Annotated in this window: 21 protein-coding genes; 10 read left to right on the top strand and 11 right to left on the bottom strand. The window is 60.8% G+C overall.

Annotated elements, in window-relative coordinates; translation table 11 throughout:
* Nucleotides 1-21 precede the first annotated feature (21 nt).
* Nucleotides 22-375: a hypothetical protein gene (locus tag LDN75_RS23665; RefSeq protein WP_223935103.1), complete on the top strand. Its 354-nt coding sequence runs from the start codon at nucleotides 22-24 to the stop codon at nucleotides 373-375.
* Between the two features lie 103 nt (nucleotides 376-478).
* Here the strand turns inward: LDN75_RS23665 and LDN75_RS23660 are convergent, their stop codons facing one another.
* Complete coding sequence (locus LDN75_RS23660) at nucleotides 479-1027, bottom strand: CGNR zinc finger domain-containing protein (protein WP_223935102.1); 549 nt, start codon at nucleotides 1025-1027, stop codon at nucleotides 479-481.
* Between the two features lie 71 nt (nucleotides 1028-1098).
* Here LDN75_RS23660 and LDN75_RS23655 point away from each other — a divergent pair, with 71 nt between their 5' ends.
* The gene (locus LDN75_RS23655; protein WP_223935101.1) at nucleotides 1099-2145 is read left to right on the top strand and encodes an EamA family transporter; all 1047 of its coding nucleotides are present in this window, start codon (nucleotides 1099-1101) and stop codon (nucleotides 2143-2145) included.
* Nucleotides 2146-2219: 74 nt separating this feature from the next.
* Here the strand turns inward: LDN75_RS23655 and LDN75_RS23650 are convergent, their stop codons facing one another.
* A complete protein-coding gene (locus LDN75_RS23650; protein ID WP_011776688.1) occupies nucleotides 2220-2483 on the bottom strand; it encodes a WXG100 family type VII secretion target in 264 nt (87 codons plus the stop codon).
* A gap of 158 nt (nucleotides 2484-2641) precedes the next feature.
* On the opposite strand from LDN75_RS23650, the gene LDN75_RS23645 reads away from it, so the two are divergent.
* The gene (locus LDN75_RS23645) at nucleotides 2642-2914 is read left to right on the top strand and encodes a DUF2277 domain-containing protein (RefSeq protein ID WP_216924537.1); all 273 of its coding nucleotides are present in this window, start codon (nucleotides 2642-2644) and stop codon (nucleotides 2912-2914) included.
* Between the two features lie 81 nt (nucleotides 2915-2995).
* On the opposite strand, the gene LDN75_RS23640 is transcribed toward LDN75_RS23645, so the two are convergent.
* The 3 genes from LDN75_RS23640 to LDN75_RS23630 are packed head-to-tail and all read right to left on the bottom strand — an operon-like array spanning nucleotide 2996 to nucleotide 6163.
* Nucleotides 2996-5500, bottom strand: a complete 2505-nt coding sequence (locus LDN75_RS23640) for a heavy metal translocating P-type ATPase (RefSeq protein ID WP_223935100.1) — start codon at nucleotides 5498-5500, stop codon at nucleotides 2996-2998.
* Nucleotides 5501-5508: 8 nt separating this feature from the next.
* The gene (locus LDN75_RS23635) at nucleotides 5509-5742 is read right to left on the bottom strand and encodes a heavy metal-associated domain-containing protein (RefSeq protein ID WP_223935099.1); all 234 of its coding nucleotides are present in this window, start codon (nucleotides 5740-5742) and stop codon (nucleotides 5509-5511) included.
* 49 nt (nucleotides 5743-5791) lie between these two features.
* Nucleotides 5792-6163 (bottom strand): metal-sensitive transcriptional regulator, encoded by a 372-nt coding sequence (locus LDN75_RS23630; protein WP_223935098.1) that lies wholly within the window; start codon nucleotides 6161-6163, stop codon nucleotides 5792-5794.
* A gap of 160 nt (nucleotides 6164-6323) precedes the next feature.
* Between LDN75_RS23630 and LDN75_RS23625 the strand changes: the two genes are divergently transcribed.
* On the top strand, nucleotides 6324-6746 hold the full coding sequence (locus LDN75_RS23625) for a rhodanese-like domain-containing protein (protein ID WP_346347154.1): 423 nt from the start codon (nucleotides 6324-6326) through the stop codon (nucleotides 6744-6746).
* Between the two features lie 25 nt (nucleotides 6747-6771).
* Nucleotides 6772-7287: an alpha/beta fold hydrolase gene (locus LDN75_RS23620; protein WP_223935097.1), complete on the top strand. Its 516-nt coding sequence runs from the start codon at nucleotides 6772-6774 to the stop codon at nucleotides 7285-7287.
* Nucleotides 7288-7431: 144 nt separating this feature from the next.
* Here LDN75_RS23620 and LDN75_RS23615 read toward each other — a convergent pair whose 3' ends face one another.
* Together LDN75_RS23615 and LDN75_RS23610 are read right to left on the bottom strand one after the other, a co-directional pair.
* Entirely contained in the window at nucleotides 7432-7869 is a 438-nt protein-coding gene (locus tag LDN75_RS23615; protein ID WP_223935096.1) for a VOC family protein, read from the bottom strand.
* 102 nt (nucleotides 7870-7971) lie between these two features.
* Entirely contained in the window at nucleotides 7972-8406 is a 435-nt protein-coding gene (locus tag LDN75_RS23610) for a MarR family transcriptional regulator (RefSeq protein ID WP_223935095.1), read from the bottom strand.
* 120 nt (nucleotides 8407-8526) lie between these two features.
* Here LDN75_RS23610 and LDN75_RS23605 point away from each other — a divergent pair, with 120 nt between their 5' ends.
* The 4 genes from LDN75_RS23605 to LDN75_RS23590 are packed head-to-tail and all read left to right on the top strand — an operon-like array spanning nucleotide 8527 to nucleotide 12794.
* The gene (locus LDN75_RS23605) at nucleotides 8527-9582 is read left to right on the top strand and encodes an AvrD family protein (protein WP_223935094.1); all 1056 of its coding nucleotides are present in this window, start codon (nucleotides 8527-8529) and stop codon (nucleotides 9580-9582) included.
* Complete coding sequence (locus LDN75_RS23600; protein ID WP_223935093.1) at nucleotides 9579-10262, top strand: AAA family ATPase; 684 nt, start codon at nucleotides 9579-9581, stop codon at nucleotides 10260-10262. Before LDN75_RS23605 ends, LDN75_RS23600 begins: the two co-directional genes overlap by 4 nt.
* 17 nt (nucleotides 10263-10279) lie before the next feature.
* Nucleotides 10280-11404 (top strand): NADH:flavin oxidoreductase, encoded by a 1125-nt coding sequence (locus LDN75_RS23595; RefSeq protein WP_223935092.1) that lies wholly within the window; start codon nucleotides 10280-10282, stop codon nucleotides 11402-11404.
* 13 nt (nucleotides 11405-11417) lie between these two features.
* The gene (locus LDN75_RS23590) at nucleotides 11418-12794 is read left to right on the top strand and encodes an MFS transporter (protein WP_223935091.1); all 1377 of its coding nucleotides are present in this window, start codon (nucleotides 11418-11420) and stop codon (nucleotides 12792-12794) included.
* 54 nt (nucleotides 12795-12848) lie between these two features.
* Here LDN75_RS23590 and treS read toward each other — a convergent pair whose 3' ends face one another.
* The 4 genes from treS to LDN75_RS23570 form a co-directional block, all read right to left on the bottom strand.
* Nucleotides 12849-15011, bottom strand: a complete 2163-nt coding sequence (gene treS / locus LDN75_RS23585) for a maltose alpha-D-glucosyltransferase (RefSeq protein WP_223937675.1) — start codon at nucleotides 15009-15011, stop codon at nucleotides 12849-12851.
* Nucleotides 15012-15387: 376 nt separating this feature from the next.
* Nucleotides 15388-16746, bottom strand: a complete 1359-nt coding sequence (locus LDN75_RS23580) for an MFS transporter (protein WP_223935090.1) — start codon at nucleotides 16744-16746, stop codon at nucleotides 15388-15390.
* Between the two features lie 59 nt (nucleotides 16747-16805).
* Nucleotides 16806-18572, bottom strand: a complete 1767-nt coding sequence (locus LDN75_RS23575; protein ID WP_223935089.1) for a sulfatase — start codon at nucleotides 18570-18572, stop codon at nucleotides 16806-16808.
* Complete coding sequence (locus LDN75_RS23570) at nucleotides 18569-19171, bottom strand: PadR family transcriptional regulator (RefSeq protein WP_223935088.1); 603 nt, start codon at nucleotides 19169-19171, stop codon at nucleotides 18569-18571. The genes LDN75_RS23575 and LDN75_RS23570 overlap by 4 nt, the downstream gene beginning before the upstream one ends.
* 223 nt (nucleotides 19172-19394) lie before the next feature.
* Between LDN75_RS23570 and LDN75_RS23565 the strand changes: the two genes are divergently transcribed.
* Nucleotides 19395-20696 carry an LssY C-terminal domain-containing protein gene (locus tag LDN75_RS23565; RefSeq protein ID WP_223935087.1) on the top strand — a complete coding sequence of 434 codons (1302 nt, stop codon included), beginning with the start codon at nucleotides 19395-19397 and terminating at the stop codon, nucleotides 20694-20696.
* Nucleotides 20697-20707 lie beyond the last annotated feature (11 nt).

The raw sequence follows: 20707 nt of genomic DNA, 5'->3' as shown, positions 1-20707 counted from the left end.
AGGCCCGCCATCATTGGAGGAATGACCGTGGCAGACCAGACACCAGGAGAGCCGCGCAAGATGCGGACCTCGGTCAAGGGACCCCTCATGTTCTCCGCGTTCTTCGCAGTGCTGGCATTTGTTGCCGTGCTCATCTTCGCCTCGGGCGGCAGCGCACGCGCTCCACGGTTCGACCTCGCCTTCACCGGCGCTGGTATCGCGTTCATCGTGAGCCTTGTGGTGGCTGCGATGCTCTCCATGAGCCACAAGGAAAACGCCGAGCACCTAGGCAAGGGCTCCGGTGTAAACCTCAGTTCAAAGCGTCCCGGGCATGGTGGTTCCGCCGCTCCCGGTTCCGCTCCTGACGAGACAGAAACGCCCGACGGCGGCCACTAACCTTCCGGCGCTTCCTCACCACGGCGGGGGAGCGCTTTTTTGTGGAGCGGGGCAGCAGCGGCGCGGAGCAGCAGCGCCACCTTACATTTCCGGGGGGAGAGATTTACTCGCCCTCGGCCGCCTTCCGCGCCCGATACGCTGCGACGTGTGCGCGGTTGGCGCAGTTGCCTGTGTCGCAATAGAGCTTGGACCGGTTCCGGCTGAGGTCAAGGACCACGGCGTCGCAATCGTCTGCGGCACAAACGCGCATGCGATCCATTTCCTGGCTGCGGATGACGTCAATGATTGCCATGGCAGCTTCTGTGCCCATGCGGTCGGCCAGGGGTGCTTCGGGTGTAGTGGCGTGGAGATGCCAGTCCCAGTGGTCGTGCCTGACGAGTTGGGGGAGTGCCTTGGCGTCGATAAGGAGTTTGTTCACGGTCTTTGCGGCGGTGTCCTCATCGGCGGACCAGAGTGATGCCAGTTCGCTGCGCAGCCGCTTGATGCTCCGCAATTCAGCTTCGTCATGGGTTCTCGAGCCGGAGAATTCTTCGGCCTCCAGAAAGGCGTCGAGGTCCTGAACTGAAGCCAGGGAATCCTCGCCGTTGGCTGCCGTGTTGATGAGATTGACGACGCTGCGAAGTGCAATCTCGGTGTCAGGCGCAAAATGCACTTTGACTCCTTACATGTTTCGGGAGTACTGTCATGACCATAAGCCCACTTTACTCCTGACAGGAGGCTGCTGTGTCAGCTACAAAGGCGAAGGCTGATGCAAAAGGTTTCCTGGCCTCAGGACTCGGCATCGCTTTGTTTTCCTCCGCGGTTTTCGGTACCTCCGGCTCATTCGCCAAGTCCATGCTGGAAACAGGCTGGTCACCCGGCGCTGCTGTTGCCGTGCGACTCACCGGTGCTGCGCTGATCCTGGCGATTCCCGGCGTCGTGGTTCTTCGAGGCCGCTGGCACCAGCTCAAGGACAACTGGCTGACTATCCTGCTGTTTGGGCTCATCGGAGTCGCAGGTTGTCAGCTGTTCTACTTCAACGCTGTAGCCCGATTGTCCGTGGGTGTCGCGCTGCTGCTCGAATACCTTGCTCCGGTCATGATCGTGCTGTGGCTTTGGATCGCCAGCCGACGCCGCCCCCGGGCCCTCACAGCTGCCGGCGCACTGCTTTCGTTGGGCGGACTAGTCCTTGTCCTGGACCTGACCGGCGCTGTGAAGGTGGACTTCATCGGGGTTCTGTGGGGCATGGCTGCCGCCGTTTGCCTGGTGATCTACTTCTTCATCACAGCCAAGGAGAACGACACTCTTCCTCCTCTCGTCCTTGCCTCGGGCGGACTCCTGGTGGGCGCGCTGGTCATGTGGCTGGTGGGTGCCGTGGGATTGATCCCCATGACTTTCAGCACCGCTGATACGGCCCTGGGCCCCTGGACCATTCCTTGGTGGGTGTCAGCCGTGGGGCTCGTTATTCTCGCGACCGTCCTCGCCTACGTCTCCGGCATCATGGCGGCGCGCAGCCTGGGGTCCAAAGTGGCGTCTTTTGTGTCCCTGACAGAGGTGCTGTTCGCCGTGGTCTGGGCGTGGCTGCTGTTGGGAGAATTGCCGAGCACCATCCAGTTGCTGGGTGGGCTTCTGATTGTGGGCGGTGTGGTCCTGGTCCGCGTGGACGAATTGCGCGGTGACCGGAAGGCCGCCCGGACCGCTGAGGAGGCTGCCCGGGCCCGCGTCCTGGATCACGCGAACGACGTCGAGCCCGTCCCGTCGGGGCGCGTCGCCAAGGTCCCGCGGGACTAACGGTCAGCTACACGTTTCGGTCTTAAGAAGCGAAAACCCCGGACGCCGTTGCGTCCGGGGTTTTCCCAACTGTCTTAGTTGGAAGCCTGCTGCTGCTGCTCAGCGTTCTTCTGAGCGCGGTCGCCGGCTTCGCGAAGGGCGTCGGCAACCTTCTTCAGGTTGGAAGCGTGCTGGCTGTCCCACTCGCCGCGGAACTTGTCAGCGTCCGGGCCCTTCCAGTCGGTGCCGTCAAGGGCGCCCTTCAGCTGTGAACGCTGCTGCTCGATGTTCTCGGCACCAGCCTTCAGCTTGTTACCGAGCTGACGAAGCTGATCAACATCTGCACCCCAAATAGCCATGAGATTCTCCTTCATTTGTTCGGACCCGAGCTCTTCGGCATCCCCAGCGGCCTCCGGCTCATCCGGAAGATCCAATAGCTAAAACCTATCGCGGGATTCCAAAAGGCGTCGATGGGCACCCCTCCCCATGCAGCGCTGCCCATAGTTAGCATGGGGATATGTGCCGGAATATCAGGACTCTCCATAACTTTGAACCACACGCTACGTCGGCAGAAGTGGAGGCTGCCGCGCTGCAATACGTGCGCAAGATCAGCGGTTCCACCAAACCGTCCAAGGCCAACGAGGAAGCTTTCGCTGAGGCCGTGCACGAGATCGCCCACATCACTCAGCATTTGCTGGATTCGCTGGTGAGCCATGCCCCGGCGAAGAACCGTGATGAGGAAGCCGCGAAGGCAAAGGCCCGGGCTGCTGTCCGGTTCGGAACGGCCTAGCACGGCCCAAGTCCGCAAAGTACGTAGCAGCACATGACGTTATGAGAGCCTGGAACGTCATGTGCTGCTACGTGGCTGGCGTTACTTCCCGAACGAGCGGAGCCGCAGGGAGTTCGCCACAACGAGCACGGAACTCGCCGCCATCGCTGCGCCCGCGATCATTGGATTGAGTAGTCCGAGAGCTGCCACTGGGATGCCGATCGCGTTGTAGAAGAAGGCCCAGAACAGGTTGGTCTTGATGGTGGAGAGCGTCTTGCGGGAGAGCTCAATAGCCTGAACGAGCTGGCCCAGGTCGCTGCCCATCACAGTGAGGTCAGACGCTTCGATAGCAACGTCCGTGCCGGATCCCATCGCGATTCCCAGATCAGACTGGGCCAGGGCAGCGGCGTCATTCACTCCATCGCCGGCCATTGCCACCGTTGCGCCGGAAGCCTGGAGCTTCCGGACAGCGTCGACTTTGCCTTCCGGCAGGACCCCAGCGAACACGTCGTCATGGGAAATCCCGACGGCGGCAGCTACTTGGGCGGCCACGGCGGCGTTATCACCCGTCAAGAGCATCGGACGGATACCGAGATCCTTCAGTCGCTGGATCGCAGCGGCGGAGCCGGGCTTGATGGTATCGCTCAGGCTGATGATTCCCGCAGCTTGACCGTCCACAGCCACCCAAATTGCAGTTGCACCGCTGTTCTCCTGGGCTGCGAGTTCGTCCCGCTGGCTGGAATCGAGGGCAATGCCGTTCTTCTCAAGCCAGCCCGAGCGCCCAACGACAACCGTCTTTGTGGTGCCATTCAACGCCACGGTTCCGCGGACTCCCCCGCCAGGAGCGGAACTGAAGCCATCCACACCAGGGAGAGCACCGGCGTCGGGCATTGCTTCCTTGGCTGCTTCGGCAATCGCATGGGCGATGGGGTGTTCCGAAGCTGACTCGACCGCACCGGCAAGAGTCAGGACTGCTGCCCGAGAGTGTCCGTTGAGGGCGACCGTATGGTCCACGGCCAGCTTCCCGCTGGTCACGGTGCCGGTCTTGTCCAGCAGGATGGTGTCCACGTGGCGGGTGTCCTCAAGCACCTGCGGGCCCTTGATGAGAATGCCCAACTGAGCGCCTCGGCCCGTTCCGGTCAGCAGTCCGACGGGGGTTGCGAGCCCCAAGGCGCAGGGGCAAGCGATCACCAGGACGGCAACTGCAGCGGTGAACGCCGCGTTGAGGTCGCCCGAGAAGAATAGCCACAGAATGAAGGTCACCAATGCAAGCACCAGCACGATCGGCACGAACACTGCGCTTATCCTGTCCGCCAGCCGTGCGATCGGCGCCTTTCCAGTCTGCGCCTGACTGACTAAACGCCCCATCTGCGCGAGGGTGGTGTCAGAACCCACCCTCGTGGCACGGACCAGAAGGCGGCCCGACGTGTTGAGGGTCGCGCCAGTGACAGGGCTCCCCGGACCGACCTCGACCGGTACCGATTCGCCCGTAACAAGTGAGGCGTCGACGGCGGAGGCACCGTCAATCACCACACCATCCGTCGCGATCTTCTCACCAGGGCGGACCACGATGACGTCATCTACCAGGAGTTCTTCAGCAGGTATTTTCTGCTCCCGGCCGTCCACCAAAATCGTGGCATCCTTGGCGCCAAGATTCAGCAGGGCCTTCAAAGCGTCGCCAGCCTTGGCCTTCGCATTCGCTTCCAAGTACCGGCCCAAAAGCAGGAACGTGGTGACAACAGCGGCGACCTCGAAATACAGCCCACCACCGGACATGCTTTCCATGCCGGGATGCTCTGTCATCCGTGGATCCGCGAACAACTGCCACGCGGAGTAAAGGTAGGCCGCGATCACCCCGATGGAAACGAGGGTGTCCATGGTGGATGCGAGATGCCGGGCGTTGATAGCGGCAGCCCTGTGGAACGGCCACGCAGCCCAACTGACCACAGGCAGTGCCAGTGCACCCACAATCCAGCCCCAGTTGGTGAACTGCAGGGCAGGAACCATCGAAATCGCGAAGACGGGCACGGTCAATACCGCCGCCGTGATCAGCCGTGGGCGGAGTGCTGAGGCGGCGGGGCCGTGATCCATGTGGCTGTGTTCGCCATGCTCTGCGTGCTCGGCTGGCGCGGAACCGCCGGCGCCATGCTCTGCATGCTCGCTCGTGCCTCGCTTAGACGCATGCTGCCGCATGCCTCCGGCGGTTCCGCTGTGGTCATGCCCGGTTTCGGTATGCACAGCCAGCGTTGCCTGATCCGGCGCCATCCCGCCGTAATGGCTGGACGTATTCTGGTGGCCCTCGTGGGCCGAGTGGTTGGTGTGGTCCCCGGTGTCACTCTGCCGGGGGCGGGCGTGGGGGGCCGGAGCTTGGCGGACTGTGGCTTTGTAGCCTGTGGCGTTGACCGTGTCTACGATTTGCTGGTCAGTCACCGTAGCCGGAACCGTCACGTGGGCTGATTCCAAGGGGAGATTGACGCTGGCTTCAACACCTTCAAGCTTGCCGAGCTTCCGTTCAACTCGGTTGACGCATGAGGCGCAGGTCATGCCCTCAATGTCCAGTTCGATGACCCGGGTTTCGGGTTGATTGAAGGTCTCCTGGTTACTCAAGAGGACTCCTAGGCTTCGTTGGCTACCACCAAGTAGCCGGCTTCTGCGACTGCCTCACCTATTTCTGACGGCGAGAGCTCGCTGGTGGATGTGATGGTTACGGTGGAAAGCCCGCCAGGGTTGAGGTCCACGGAGACGTCTTCCACGCCGTTAAGAGCTTCGAGTTCCTCGCTCACGCTTGAAACACAGTGGCCGCAGGTCATGCCGGAAACGTTGACGTTTGTCTGGATGGTCTGGCTCATGATGCGCTCCTTGGTGGTGAGTTGAATGGTGTGATGTGTGCTGGCGGAGTTACCGCAGCAGGCGCCCGATGGCATCGGTGGCCTCCTTCACTTTGGCGTCGATCTGTTCGGCGCGGGCTTCTGGATTGGGCTCGGAAGCGGCGCCAACCACGCAGTGGCCGATGTGCTCTTCAACGAGTCCCAGGCTGACGGCGTGCAGGGCCTTGGTGGCAGCGGCGACCTGGGTGAGGATGTCGATGCAGTACTTGTCCTCTTCCACCATCCGCGCGATACCGCGGACCTGCCCCTCGATGCGTTTCAGGCGGCGCAGGTATGCATCCTTGTTGCTGGTGTACCCGTGTGGCGCGGCGTGCTCGAGGTCGACTTCGATGGTGGGGAAGTCACCGCCCGGTTGACTAATATGCAGGTCTGCATTGCTCATGCTTCGAATGTATACCCCATGGGGGTATCAAATCAAGTACCCCCCAGGGGTATATCCTTGGTTGTCGTCAGGAAAAAGGAAACCCCGCCAGGCGTGGCGTAGTGTTTGCCTTGGCGGAAGGAGAATGTCCGCTGAACCGCTTTATCAACGAAGGACCCCCGTGAAACCCTCACAGGCCGCTATAAAACTCGATCCCGCCGCCTATTTTCGCGCCAACCTGCAGTGCGAAATCGACGTCATGGAAGTGGCTGAGTCGGAGCCGGGACACTTGGTTGTGGTGGACACGCGCCGGCAGTCCTCATGGGACCACGGACATATTCCCGATGCGGTACATATTCCGACCGCTGACATTCCGGCCTTGGCTACTGGTCTGATCCCGGCAGGCTCGCAAGTCGTGGTCTACTCCTGGGGTCCCGGTTTCAACGGCAGCACCTTCGCGGCGCTCGCTTTCGCCGAACTGGGATACTCGGTGAAGGAAATGATTGGTGGCATCGAGTACTGGATCAGGAATGGCCTCCCAGTGGAGACGGCTTCCGGCATCAACACAGAGAAGCCCGATCCGCTGGTGACAGCGCACGCATGATGTCTCTGGAAACCGGGGTGGGGGCATGGCCGTTTTCGTGCTGATTCACGGTGGCGGTTCCACGGCGTGGGACTGGCATCTGGTTAGTCCCCTGCTTGAGGCATCGGGGCATGGCGTGGTGGCCGTGGACCTGCCCATCGAAGACGACGCTGCCGGGCTTGAGGATTACACGCAGGCAGTGACTGCAGCTGTCGGCGACGCTCAGGACACCATCGTCGTTGCCCACTCCTTGGGCGGCTTCACGGCACCATTGGTCTGCGAGGCCCTCCAGTCCGACGGACTGGTGTACCTCTCGGCAATGATTCCGATGCCGGGCGAGACGTTCGGCGACTGGTGGACCAATACAGGGCATGATCGCGAGACCATCCCGGAAGAAGCATTCTTCAACCTGGTCCCTGAGGATTTGGCACAGCAGGCCATCGACAAAGAGCGGGACCAGCAAGGTGCGTGGATGTCCGCGCCTTGGCCCGGCCAGCACCCAGGCGTGCCCACCTGGCGATTTTGTGCCGCGACGATCAGTTCTTTCCTCCGTCATTCATGAGGCGCCAAGTACGCGATCGGCTTGGAACCGAACCGTTGGAGATCCCGGGCGGTCACTACGCCAGCTTGAGCCATCCGGAAGCTGTAGCGGCCGCTCTCAACGACTTCGCCCATGAGATCAGTGAAAGCCGCTAAATATGGTTCCTCAGTCCTTCTTCAATTCCTGAGCAAGCATGACGAGGATTCCGCTGGGTCCGCGCAGATACGTGAGCTTATAGACGTCGCCGTAGGTGGCCACTCCACGTAGCGGAGTGCACCCGTGCTTCGCCGCTATCTCAAGGGCTTGATCGATATCGTCAACGGAGAAGGCCACCCGGTGCATTCCGATGTCGTTCGGACGGGTGGGGTGCGTCTCGATCGCATCAGGGTGGATGTACTCGAAGAGTTCGAGTTGACCCTGACCATCGGGGGTCTGCAGCACCGCAATCTTCGCGTGGTTGCCATCAAGCCCGACGGCGGTATCAGCCCACTCGCCGCTGACGGTGTCACGGCCAACCACCGTCAGACCGAGGTCGGTAAAAAAGGCGATGGTTTCTTCGATGTCCCGTACCGCAATGCCGACATTCTCAAGTTTGATGGCCATGCGTCGAAGCTACCAAGGTGGAGCGATTGGCTCCAGTGGCGAGGCGGCAGGAAACCAGAACCCGACGTCGGCACTCACCCGGGCGCCGTGGGCCCAGTTTCCTTAGATTCCGGGACGGACAGTCTTGGCCAGCAACTCCTCAAGCCTTTGAAGGTCGTCCTCTGAGAGTGATCGAAGCGGCGATTTCGCCTCAAAGCGATCGATCATTGTCTTTCGGGTCTTCAAGCCTGATTCGGTGAGGCGGAGAATCTTGGCCCTTCTGTCTGAAGGGTGCTGCTCCCTCGTGACAAGACCAGCTTTCTCAAGTTTGTCCACCACATAAGTGATGTTGGACGGATCACATTGCAAGGAATTGGCGATTTCACGCTGTGTGTGCGGAGTTGCGAGCTGCCTCAGGACCGCCGCTTGGGTGGTAGTCAAGTCGAGTTCGGCCACGGCGGAACGCACTTGGTCCGACAGTCCCTGGGAGAGCTCGGTGAGAAGCTCCCGTACGCGCCTTGTTCGATCATTGGCTGTTGACTGAGGGTCCTCGGGCATGTCCATAGTCTAGTCGAGTACGTACAAGCTTAAATTAATGAATGCTCCAATTGTTGCAGTTAACCTCTAGCTTGAAGTATCTTGGGCGCGGGGAAGCCTTTACAGCATTGGGGAAAAATCATGGACACATCTGTACGTAACGTCATCGACGACGTTCTCGGCCCGGCCGATGAGAGGTACTTCGGAAGCGGTTTCCGAAGGGTCGCTCACTGTATTGAGGACCTAAAACTAGAGATGGCCAGCCAGACTTCTCTAGGCGTTACGGGGGTTGCGGCGCTGTCATATCCGCGCGATTGGTCGCGAAAGGACCACCATCGCGGGTTGCGACCGCATCTCTCAACCGTGGATGCATTCGTCATAGCCGTTGAACTCGCAGAGGTGCTCCTTATTCGGGTGTTCTCCCTAGGGTCAAGGGAACGCACATCCGCGTGGATCCGCTCCGTCGAATTCCGTTCTGGAGCAGTGCCTCAGGAGAAACTGGAGGCCATAGACGTCAAGGCAGCGTTGGTGGCGACCAAGCCGAGTAGCCGATGTTTGAGTGCTCCATTTGAATCGCTCTTGGAGTGTTCCGTTGGGAGCATCAAGGTCCAGCTGCGGCTTGAGCACGAAATATGTTCCTTCAACCCGAAGATGGGTCCGATGCCCTCCCTGTCATCGGTGCTGGGCGAAGCAGAGGGGCGCTTCTATGGCGAAGGATTCAGGCACCGCTTCCACAAGATTGGGAACGTTCGGTTTACCGCCGACAACCAGCGCGTGGACGCGAGCGTTGCCATAAGTTCTGCCTCCGAGTCTGCGTTTCGAAATGACATCGGAGGCGATTATCGGCCGTCCGTCTCCATCCTGGACTGTGTCATCGCGCAGTCCCAAATGACGCAGGCACTGCTCTACCAGGTGGACGGGATCTCTCGTCATGAATCCAACACGCTTTGGATGAGGCGCGTCGTTATTGCGGCCGACACGCCCTATCGTCCGCTCAGTCACGCATTTGACGCTTCCTCCACCGTGGAGAAGTCCAGGCTCCTTAACGTAAACGGCCGCTTTTACCGGTCGACGGATTTCAGCGGAACATTCCTCGGTCTCGTCAACCGCTACTCACTGGCACACGAGCTTCCTGATCGTGTCCTGACCCAAATGGGTGATCCCGAATTGCAGACAACACACGAAGGAACCCTATGAGAATCGCCATCTCTGGCACCTACTCGTCCGGCAAGACCACCACGTCCATGGCCTTGGCGCATATGACAGGAATCCCTAGGACTCATGCAAAGACAATGCGAGAGATTCTCCCCGACGTATTGCCAGGAAAACGGCTTGAAGACTGCACGGCCCCTGAACTATTCCAGTTGGGCATGATCCGCTATGGCGAACGTGCCGTGCACGAGAGCCATCTTCCAGGGGGATTCATTTCCGACGGGTCCTCACTGCACGAATGGGTGTATGGCAAAATTCGTACCCACGTCGGAATCCACCCCGACAACCACGCGGCATCCATGGTTGAAACCTCAGCGGAAATGAAGTACTTCAGCGAGGTCATCGAGGCCATCGGCGCAGTCACGAAGCGGCATGCAAAGACGACCTACGACGTCTTCGTTCACCTGCCGATCGAATTCGACCTTGTCACTGACGGGCACCGGCCCGTCTCAGAGCGATTTCGACAGCTCTCAGACGATCTCCTCCTCTCCAGCCTCGAAGAACTTGCCATCCCTCACCACGTCATTGGCGGAACGCTAGCCGAGCGGCTAACTGGAATCGCAAAAGCTTTGAACCTTCCCCAATTGATGGACGTAGAGCGCGCGATCGCCCTCGCGTATGACGAGGCTGCTGGCATGAACACCACCGATGAGCTAAACCGCTGACCGAGAGAATCCCAAACATGACACGCATTCAACACTCAAGACCTCGACCTACGCTGATGGCTCCATTCGCCTACGGTTCCTTGTCGTTGCCCAACAGATTTGTCATGGCGCCGATGACGCGGAACTTCGCCCAGAACGGTGTTCCATCCCCTGGAACGGCGGAGTATTACGGACGCCGTGCTGCTGGCGGCGTCGGGCTGATCATTACTGAGGGAACCGTCGTTGGTCATCCTGCTTCGTCTCCGTCGCCTACCGTGCCCCGGTTTCATGGCGGGGACGCCCTCAGAGCGTGGCAGATGGTTGTCGAGGCCGTCCATGATGCCGGGGGAAAGATTGTCCCCCAACTTTGGCACGTGGGCCTTGACCGAAAGCCAAATGATTCCCCCCAACGGGATGTGGGGAATGTGGGCCCCTCCGACATTTTCGGCGAGATAAAGCACCCAGGCGCCACAATGACACGAAGGGACATCGACTCTGTTGTAGACGCTTTCGCTGCAGCGGCTGCCCATGCTCAGGCATGCGGATTTGATGGAGTCGAAATTCATGGGGGGCATGGTTACCTTGTTGACCAGTTCCTATGGTCTGCAACGAATAATCGGCTGGACTGTTACGGCGGCACGACCAGAAACAGATCTCGTTTCGCTGAAGAGATTGTCCAGGAGATTCGCCATCGAGTTGGACTTGATTTCCCCATAATCTTTCGGTTGTCCCAATGGAAGACCATTGATTTTGAGGCCCGCGCTTTTCCTGACCCACTGGCCTTGGAGTCTGCTCTCGCGCCGCTCGTCGATGCCGGCGTCGACATCTTCCATGCGTCCACCAGGCGCTTCTGGCTACCCGAGTTTGAAGGCTCGGACCTCAATCTCGCGGGTTGGGTAAAGAAGACCACGGGGCAGCCGACAATCACGGTGGGATCAGTCGGACTCGAGGACAGCGAGTTTGTAAGCGCGCTCCTGCATGGACAGGGTGCCGGGACTGCAGGATTCGAGCAGCTCGAGCAAATGCTTGCCCGTGGCGACTTCGACCTCGTAGCAATGGGGCGAGCCCTTATCTCCGACCCCGACCTCGTCAATCGCATGCGAGAAGGGCGGGCCGACACTCGCCTTCCCTTCGACGCGTCCGACCTAAACCACCTCAACTAGTCAAGGGATCCTGATGAAAGCTACAACCGCCATCCTCAGTGCGGCCTGCCTCGGGTACAGCATGGTTATCCTCGATACCACTGTGCTCAACGTCGCGCTGCCATCCATTGCGGCGGAGACCGGGGCTATCCCAGCCCAGCAGCAATGGATCGTGGATTCTTACGTCCTTGTCATGACCGCCCTCTTACTTGCAGGTGGCGGGCTCATCGACCGCTTCGGTGCCGCCAAGGTCTTCCGCGCTGGCGTCGTGCTCTTCACGGTTGCGTCCGTCCTCTGCGCCATGACGAACGTAGCTTCCGTGCTCATCGCAGCCCGGGTGTTGCAAGGCGTAGGCGGTGCCATGCTTATCCCAGCCACCCTGACCGTTGTGATGATGTCTTTTCCCGAAGTCTTGGAGCGCGGCCGGGCTATTGCCATCATTGCTACGGTGGCAGCTAGCCCACAGGCCTTCGGTCCGAGCCTGGGAGGGATACTTGTAGACACGCTCGGGTGGCGGAGCATCTTTTTGCTGAACGTCCCGATCGGTATCGCCACATTGTTGTTTGCCCGGCGCCTTCCTGTTGGTCAAGGAAACAAACGGCCTTTGGACATCACGGGAGTCGTCCTCATCGTGATCGCCTTGGGAGGGCTTACTTACGGCATCATTGAGTACGCCAATTCACAAGCGGGCGTTAAAGTCATTGGATCCCTCGCAGTGGCCGTTTTGGCAGGTGTCGCCTTCATTATGGTTGAAAAGCGAACGAGCACGCCCCTACTTCCAGGTCCTATCCTGAATGCCCGCGGCCTGCACCTGTATGTGCTGGCCGGACTCTTCATGTTCGTGCTGTTCTATGCAGCTCTTTTCGCAGCAAACCTCTATTTCCAGAAGGTTCTAGGCCTCTCTGCCCTGGACAGTGGTTTGCTGCTCTTGCCCGCAGGAGTGCCGGTCTTCGCCCTTCCGATCATGGTGAGCAAGCTGGCAGGGAAGAAGTGGAGTCCTGTAGCCCTCACCACTACCGGTACAGTCATCGCGACTACAGGTGCTGCCATGGGTCTGCTTTCTGGCGTCTCGCAATCACCGTTTGTCGTTTCAGCTTCCCTCCTCGTTCTTGGGATTGGGTTCGGTATCGCCTCTCCGCCACATTTGGCGCTCGCTACTTCCGTCGCCCCTCAAGGAACAGGTGGCGTCACCAGCGCCCTTGCCAACGCCGGGCGCCAGGCGGGTTACCTTTTCGGCGTAGCACTAGTCGGTATGGCAGGCCAGAGCACGTTCGGGTATCAGCAGGCCGTCTGGATAGCGATTGCGGGGGGTGTTCTCGCTTTGGTGGTGCTCGTAGTCGCGGCCACATACTCCCGGAGCCGGTCCGCGGAGGGAATATCGATAGAACCACTGACCACCAAAGCAGGGTAGGCAGGAAACCAGAACCCGACGTCGGCACTCACCCGGGTGCCGACGTCGGGCTCTCTATTCGGTCTCCGCTTCCTTCAGAACCAGAGCCGTCCCTTGGAACGCCCGGAGTTCGAGGAAGAAGCTGCCAAGATCATCCACTTGCCCCACGTTTTCGCCGCTGAAGAGATCGTGGACGCTGGCGCCGGGGACTAGATGCGAGGACTGGATGCTGCCTGCAATGTCCTGGTCGGAGAAGTTCAGGACCGTGACCTCAAGGTCGCCGCTGCCGAGTTGGTTGACCAGGACGAGCAGCCCGCGGTTGGAAACGTCGGGTACGTCCAGCAGGGTGCTCGTTGCGATCCCTGACTGTTCCCTTACTTTCAGGATCTGTTGGAGGCGCCGGGCGTAGGAGCTTGGGTCCTTGAGCTGTTCAGGTAGCGGCCCATAAAGGCTGGTGGCGCGTGGCATTCCGGCCAAGGACGTCTTGGCATCCGGACTTGTGCCCATCAGATCGTGCGCCCCGCGGTTGATCCAGCGGGTGTCGCCCTGCGAGGTGAGCTCCTGGACGGCGGCTCGGTCCAAGGCTGTGACACCGGTGAGGTCCCAGCCGGACAGGGCGAAGACCCCGGGCTGCAGCGCGTTGTACATGGACAAGAGCACATGGGCGTCAAGGACCTGGGCCTCTTGCTCCTTGGTGATGGAGGCGGGATCCTTGACGCCCAGGGCCGCCATGATGAAACTGACCGTGGTGCAGGCAATGCCATTGGTTGTGAAGACGGCGTTGTACGGCCCGTTCTCTCCAGTGAGCCGTTCCCGGAGGGTGTTCTGAACCTTTTCGGCAACCTCAGCGCCTGTCAGTTCCTCGCCGGCAAGCTCAAAGACGTCGTCCCTGTGGCCAGCGGCAAAGTGCAGCAGCTCGTAGGTCAGTTCATCATGGTTCTGCAGGGCATGCACAAGGGAGGCCTGGTCCACGCCGATGTCCATGGCAAGCCGAAGGGTCAGGCGCAGGAACTCGGTGTCACCCGTGACCAGCGCGTAGTGGTAGGCCGGCCTGGTGATGAAGTCGTAGGACAGATCCGGGCCAGACTCGGACTGCGCCTTGATGTCATCAATGGTGAGGTTGAGTTCCTGGAAGGAGAACCCGCCCACTTTGCGGATCATGGAGCCAATGAGCTGGTTGGCTGCCTCGGACAAGGGGTGGCCTTCTGACCAGCCCGGCTGTTCCTCCGCACTTTTCTCCACGCCGAGGAAGCCGTTGGCATCGAGCCGCAGGGCGCCGGTACCCAGGTCCAGGAGGGAATGCAGCGCATCGCCCACTACCAAGCGCATTCCAGCGAAGGTGGGGTCCAGCCAGTTAATGGACGGCTGTCCGGCCTTGAAGTAGTGCAGGTATACCCAGCGACGGGTTTTGCCTGTGGTATCCACGATCGGCCTCGTGGCGCTCCAGTTGGTTTCCTTGACCCCCGGCTCATAGAAGATCACCCGTTGGAGCCTGCCGATGATGTATCCGGCTTTTTGCAGGGCTTGTTCGGCGTCGGGACTGATGTTCACTGAATCTTCGCCCTCGGGAACATCAGGCAGCAGGTGCCAGTCTTCCTCGGGGATATCCACCATGTGATAGATGCCCGGGTAGTCGCGGAAGTTCATCTCGGCAAGACGGAAGTCGGCGCCTTTCCCGGTGTGCCCTGGGACGATGTCATCAATGACTGTCCCGTCATGATCGGCGGCGACTTCGCACATCCGGCGGAATTCTTCCTCCGTGCCGAAGGCCGGATCGATCGCCATGCTGATGCGGTCAAAATGACCATCGACGCTGGGTGTCTGCGACCAGCCGCTGATACCTCCGGCCAGCTTGACGGGGCCGGTGTGGAGTCCACGGATGCCGATCTCCCGGAACGCCTTCCAGAGGCCGGGATCTCCCAAGGCGGACAGGAATGACTGACCCTCGCGGGTGATGAAGGAGAGTGGATAAGCCGTGAACCAAACAGGTGCCCGCTCCACTGCCGCCCTGGGGTTGGGCCGGGCGTAGGCGTTCTGCCACATACTCGCCTGGCCCGAGAGTTGCCGTGCCATGGTGTTGGCGTCGCCGAGCATTGACTGGTTGCGGAGCCAGTCCACATAAGTTGGGTTGCGCCCGTCGAATTCCAAGGAGGGCCGGGCAGCAAAGAATTGCCGGCGTCGGGCGATCGGCCGTAGGGCTTTCGGGCGCGCTGGATAGAACTGTTCGTCAAATGTGATTTCCGCTGGCTCGGATGCTGCGCCGTCCGTGGGTTCCGCACCATTTGTGGGTTCCGCACCATTGGAGGGTTTCACGCCATTGGCCGGCGTATCCTGCCCCCCGGAATCTCCTGCGAGGCTCTGGTTCTCTGACAAGTTCCCGCTGGCTATTGGCTCCTGCACAGTTTTCTCCTTTACGCGGTCGCCGCTTTCGCGCCGACCTTCCGAGGGGTCGTTCAAGAGGTCACGTACTCCGGCTTGCCGGAGCCTTCATGCTAAGCACCGGAGCACACCATTTGTCGACCTATGACTGACAGGTGGCATGCGGAACCACGGTAAAAGGCTCGACGCCGGCCCTCAGGTGAGTGCCGTCGTCGAGCCTTAGCGGTTGCTTCGGTCAGCCCTGCTGCAGTGCTTCCTGCCGGCGCTGCTCCAGCGCATTGCGGACACGGTCCACATCCCGCGGGTAGCAGAAGTAGAGGGCAGTGAGGACCGCCGCGTTGACCAACATGAGGATCACCAAGGTCCAGAGAAACACTGCCTGGATTCCGAGGCTTGAGGCCAAGGCGCCCGCTCCAAGGGAGAAAACGGCCCAGCCGATGGTCTCGAAAACTGTCAGGAAGATGGCGAAGGCCTGGCCACGGAGTTCCGGCAGGACAACGGCTGCGACGATCGGACGGTTGGCGGGCGGATTGGCTCCTTGGGCGAAGCCGATCAGGGCCCAGAAGGCGCTGTAGATGCCGATGTTGTCGTAGTCGAATTGGGTGGCAAAGAATGCGACGGCCGCGAAGAGAACCTGCGCGCCCTGCAGGTAGGCCACCCGGCCCCGGTCAGGGAGGACCCGGTCCAGGAGTGCGACGAGCCAGCCGCCACCTGCCGTTCCAGCAAAGTAGCCGAGCCCAAAGGGAACAAGGACGATGGCCGCGACTGCGTTGGTGAAGCCCCGCTCCACCACGAGGAACTGGATACCGAAGATCGTGATGAGGAGGTGCCCGGAGAGCAGCCTTGAGAGCATCATGATGGAGAAGCTCGGAATCCGGAACAGCGAGGCCACTGAGCGGACGGTGACTTTCGGGGCGAGGCGCTCGCGGCCGCTGAGGTCTGCGAGCTGCTTCTCGGACGCTCCCACTCCGGGATCTTTCAGGAGCAATGCCACCAGCAGGCCGGCCAGGATGCAAATGCCACCGATGGTCCACATGCCGAAGCGCCAGCCGTCGGTAATGCCCGTGAACAAGGCGATGAGAGGGGCAATGAAGGAACTGATGAGGCTCATGAATCCGTAGAAGTAGCCCGCAGCCTTCCCGCGCTGGCTGTCATCGAAGGAGTCCGCGATGATGGCGTTGGCGATCGGGCTTCCACCGATGATAGACGCCGACATCAGCGTGTTGAGGATCAACAGTTGAACGAAGTCCTGGGAAAAACCTGCGGCTATGCCGAAGACACCACCGGCCAGGGTAGTGGCGATCAGCGCTTTCCGTCGGCCGATCTTCCCAGCAAGCCAGGCCCACGCCGGACCGGCCGGAACAGCGATGATTTTGCCGAGTGCGGCCAGCAAGCCGAGGTGGCTGCTTTGCAGTTTCAGGGCCGCCGCAATTGTCGGGAACAGGGTGGCACTGAGGCCGGCTTCCGTATTGTCCACGACCGTAACGCCGGTGAGGACAGCGAGGTTTCGCCAGCGGTGGGGAACTTTGCTGGCTTGGGCTGCTCCTTCTGCTGGAGCTTCCTTGGCGAGGGCAGGGCTGGGTTGGGTGGTCATGGGCTGAAAGTCCTGTCTACATTGTCAGGCCGGGTTGGGGATGTGTCACTGGCTTGGAGTTACGCCGTGGGGACGGCAGCCAGTTCCTCGGCAATGGACCCGAGGGCGCTCGAGGGAACCGGGATGACGGCTGCGAGCTGGTAGAGGCTGAGCTGGGCGGGGATGTTAACCAGTTCAGTGCTGATGAGATCGGGGAGGTGCTTCTCCACGGCTTCGCGGCCGCGGACGTCCTGGAGCAGTTCCAGTAGGGGCAGCGTTAGGGCCGTTCCGCCGTCGGCGAAGCTGTCGATCGGAGGCAGGGGTTCCAAAGCGAGCCGCGCCCTGTCCGCTTGCTGGGCGGCGAGCAGGTGCTGGGTTGTGGGTTCGGAATCGAAAGGAATCCCAAGCCGCTGGAACTGGCTTTCCGGTGCATCGTTTGCGTGCATGAGTTTGGCCAGCGTTCTCAGGAGGCGGAGTTCCAGCTCGTCGTCGATGATTGGACTCGTTTGGTTGGGGTCTTTTTCCAGGTCAAAAAGAAGGGTTCTGTGGCCCCAGGAGTTCATCATGGAGGTGGTCTGGAGTTGCATTGTCCGCAGTCCCTTGGTGAAGCTGAACGCTTCCGCAGGTTCCCATTGCGCGAGTTCGGCGGTGGAGAACCGCGACCGCATGTGGGTGGGCATCAGCGTGTAATCCTCCAGCGGAGCGTTGGAAGGTTCGACGGCGGCACGCATGTAGACGTAGCGGCCGTCAGTGACGTTGACGTGGCCACCGTGAATACCGAACAGGGCCGCCTCACGTACTTCGCTGTCGTCCTGCAGGACGGTGGCGAGGTCCTGGCCCTGCATGTCCTGCGTAGGTTCGACGCCGAAGAAACGCAGCATGGTGGGTGCGATGTCGATGGTCTGCGCGAGGGCTCCACGCCGGGTGTCCTTGCCGCCGGTGCGCGGGTCCCACAGGAACATGGGCAGGTGCACGAGCTCGTTGAACCACGGTTGAACAGACTTGGCCCACCAGCCGTGTTCGCCCAACAGGAAGCCGTGGTCCGTGTTCACCAAGAGGAGGGTGTCTTCCCACATGTTGTATTGGTCCATGGCATCCAGGACCCGTCCGAGCGACTTGTCGCACATCGAGACCAGCGCGGCATATTCGTAACGGGCATGCTCCACTTGGTCCTGTGGCTCGGTGACCTTCTGGTATCCCGGCCAGTCGAATTCGGGGCCGTCGTATTCATGCTCGTACAAAGCCTTGTATTTGCTGTGGGTGAAGAAGGGCTCATGCGGATCGAAAAGCTCGATCTGGAGCATCCACTTGTCCGCTTCATGGTTCGTATCGATGAAGTGCAGGCCGGCGTCCACGGTTTTGGTCTGGGAGTGATCTGCCTCGGTTGGCATGTAGCTGCGGTTGATGAGGTCCTGCCGCTTCATCCCCGCACGCCAGTCCTGGCTCCGGCCCGAAGGATTTACTACACCCTTCCACGGGTCGCCCTCCTGGCCACGGAAGAACTCCCAGGTTGTGTACCGCGGGTGGTACGTGGCGCCGCCGTCCTCCCAATAGTGCGGGTGGTCTGATACCAGATGCGTGTGCACTCCTGCTTTTCCCAGCATCTCCGGCATGGAATCGTCGAACGGTTCCAGCGGTCCCCAACTACGGTGCAGGAAATTGTGGCGGCCAGTGTGCATCTCCCGGCGTGCTGGCATGCAAGGCATCGAACCGGCATAGAAATTGTCGAACGTGGCCGTCTTTGCTGCGAGGCGGGCAAAGTTGGGGGCATCCACGAAGGTATCTGCCGCGTAGGGGGAGAGCATGTGCCTGTTGAGGCTATCGAACATGAGAATGATGGCCTTCATGGTCGCAGCTCCGCCGGTACAGCGGTGAGCGAGCGGGAAGTCAACTGCCCATCCAGGAGTTCCTTGCGCAGGCTGATCAGCCCAGCAACGTGGGCGTCGATGGCGCTCGCGCCCATGAGGTGCAAGCGTTCTCCCACAGATTCGGCCAGCTCGGTGTCGAAGGCGATGGTGGGAGCCCACTGTTCCCTGCGGTCGCGGTTGCGGTACCTGGCGATTTCGTCCTGGCGGGTCTGGATTTCGACGTCGAGAATCCGGAGGAGCTGCTCGGCGCTCATGAAGCCGGCAAAGGCCAATCGCGCACCAAGTTCGGGGTCCTGGAAACGGCTGGCCGGGTGGTACGGGCCTGTCAGCCAATCGAGGAAGACGGTGGCTCCTTCATCAGTGACGCGGTAAGTCTTTGCGTCCTGGGCACCGGGCCGGGGGTCCACGCTGTGGGTCACCCAGCCCTGGTTCTCCATGCTCCCCAGCGAGCGGTAAACCTGGCTCATCTGCGTATTGGAGCGTAGGAACCGGCCGTGGGTGTCGAGGAATTTCTTGATGTCGTAGCCCGTGCTCGGATGCTCCAGCAGGACTCCAAGAAGGATGTGTTCGAGCTTCATTGTTCTCTCCGTTGGCGGGTCTTTGCGTGACGCGGGTCACGCCTTCTGAGAAAACAATGACACAAGTGGAATGCTGAGTCAATGACACAAGTGGAATGCTTTTGGAACTCGACGGCTGCGCCTGGGCGGGTGCCGGCGTCGAACCTTAATGCCCAAGCCTGTGTACACATGGAGGCCGGGAGGCGAAGCTTAAGGAGCACGTGCACCCAGGGGGAATTCCGAAATGTACAAAGCGCCAAGCATGGGAGTGACTGACAGCCGACTCGACCACGCATTCTTCGTCCTGGGTGGAGCAGCTGCGGTGTGGCTGGCATTCCTGCTTGTGGGGGAGAGCTTTCACCTCGGGTGGGGCCAAGTGTGGTTCTCCGTGGTGTTCTGGGCTTTCCTTGCCTACCTGCTGTTGCCTCGCCTCCACCGGATCCTTACCACCATTTACGTTCCTGGCTACTTCATCGGCCGGGCCCGGACCAGTGATGGACTGCTGGGTGATCCGGTGAACGTGGCCCTCATGGGCACCGAGGCGCAGATCCACGCGATCATGCGTGCCGCCGGGTGGACCATCGCGGACGACGTGACCTTCGCCAGCAGCCGACGCATCGTGAGCTCTACTCTTTTGAGGCAGAGCTACACCCAAGCTCCCGTCAGCCCCCTTTACCTCTTTGACCGGCAACAGGACTTCGCCTACCAGCAGGAGGTGGACAGCAACCCCGGCAAACGCCACCATGTGCGCTTTTGGCGATGCCCCGAGGGCTGGATGCTGCCCGGTGGGCACAAGGTAGATTGGCTTGCCGCCGGCACTTACGATCGCAGCGTTGGCTTCTCACTGTTCACCCTCCAGATCACGCACAAGATCGAGCAGAATACCGACGTGGAGCGGGACCACATCGTGCGGACGGTGTCCGAGGCTGAGCCTGCCGTGACCGTCCGTGTCATCAAGGACTTTTCCACTGGGTATCACTCGCGAAATGGCGGCGGGGATTCGATCTCCACAGACGGCGATCTGCCCATCATCGACGCGTGCAGCGTACTCGTCCCCACTGACCAACCCGCCAGTCAGACGGACAGCCGCGATCGCCGGCCCGCGCCCACCATGACGGGTGCATTCCTCGTGGTCATCCGGGCCCTTGCTGCACTTGCTTTGGCCATCACTTTGCTGACCTCGGGCGGCACCGTCACCTTGGAGGACGCCAACCCTGACCCGCAAACCACGACGGCGGCAATCGTCACCGTGGCCGCGATCGTCCTGGTCTTCGGGCTCGGCGAAGTGTTCCTTGCCTGGCGGATATTTCTGGGCAGCAACGGCGCGCGCGTGATTGCGATGGGACTCAGCTCCATCTCGATCGTGGCCCAAGCCATCGACGCCTCCACTGGAACCACCAACCTCACGCTTGAGGCCGGCCTGTCCGGGCTGGCCACCGACATCCTTGTGCTCCTGGCTCTGTCCAGCCAACGAGCCCGGATCTATGCCAAGCGCCAGCGGGTTCCGGCCGTCCCGCCGTCGGTTGTGCGGCGCGTGGCTTCCTGACCTTCTTTGAC

The sequence above is a fragment of the Arthrobacter sp. StoSoilB5 genome, from assembly GCF_019977235.1.
In the GTDB taxonomy this organism is placed as follows: domain Bacteria; phylum Actinomycetota; class Actinomycetes; order Actinomycetales; family Micrococcaceae; genus Arthrobacter.
Note: the sequence above shows the minus strand (reverse complement) of the source record. Positions and strands in the feature narration are given on the sequence as shown.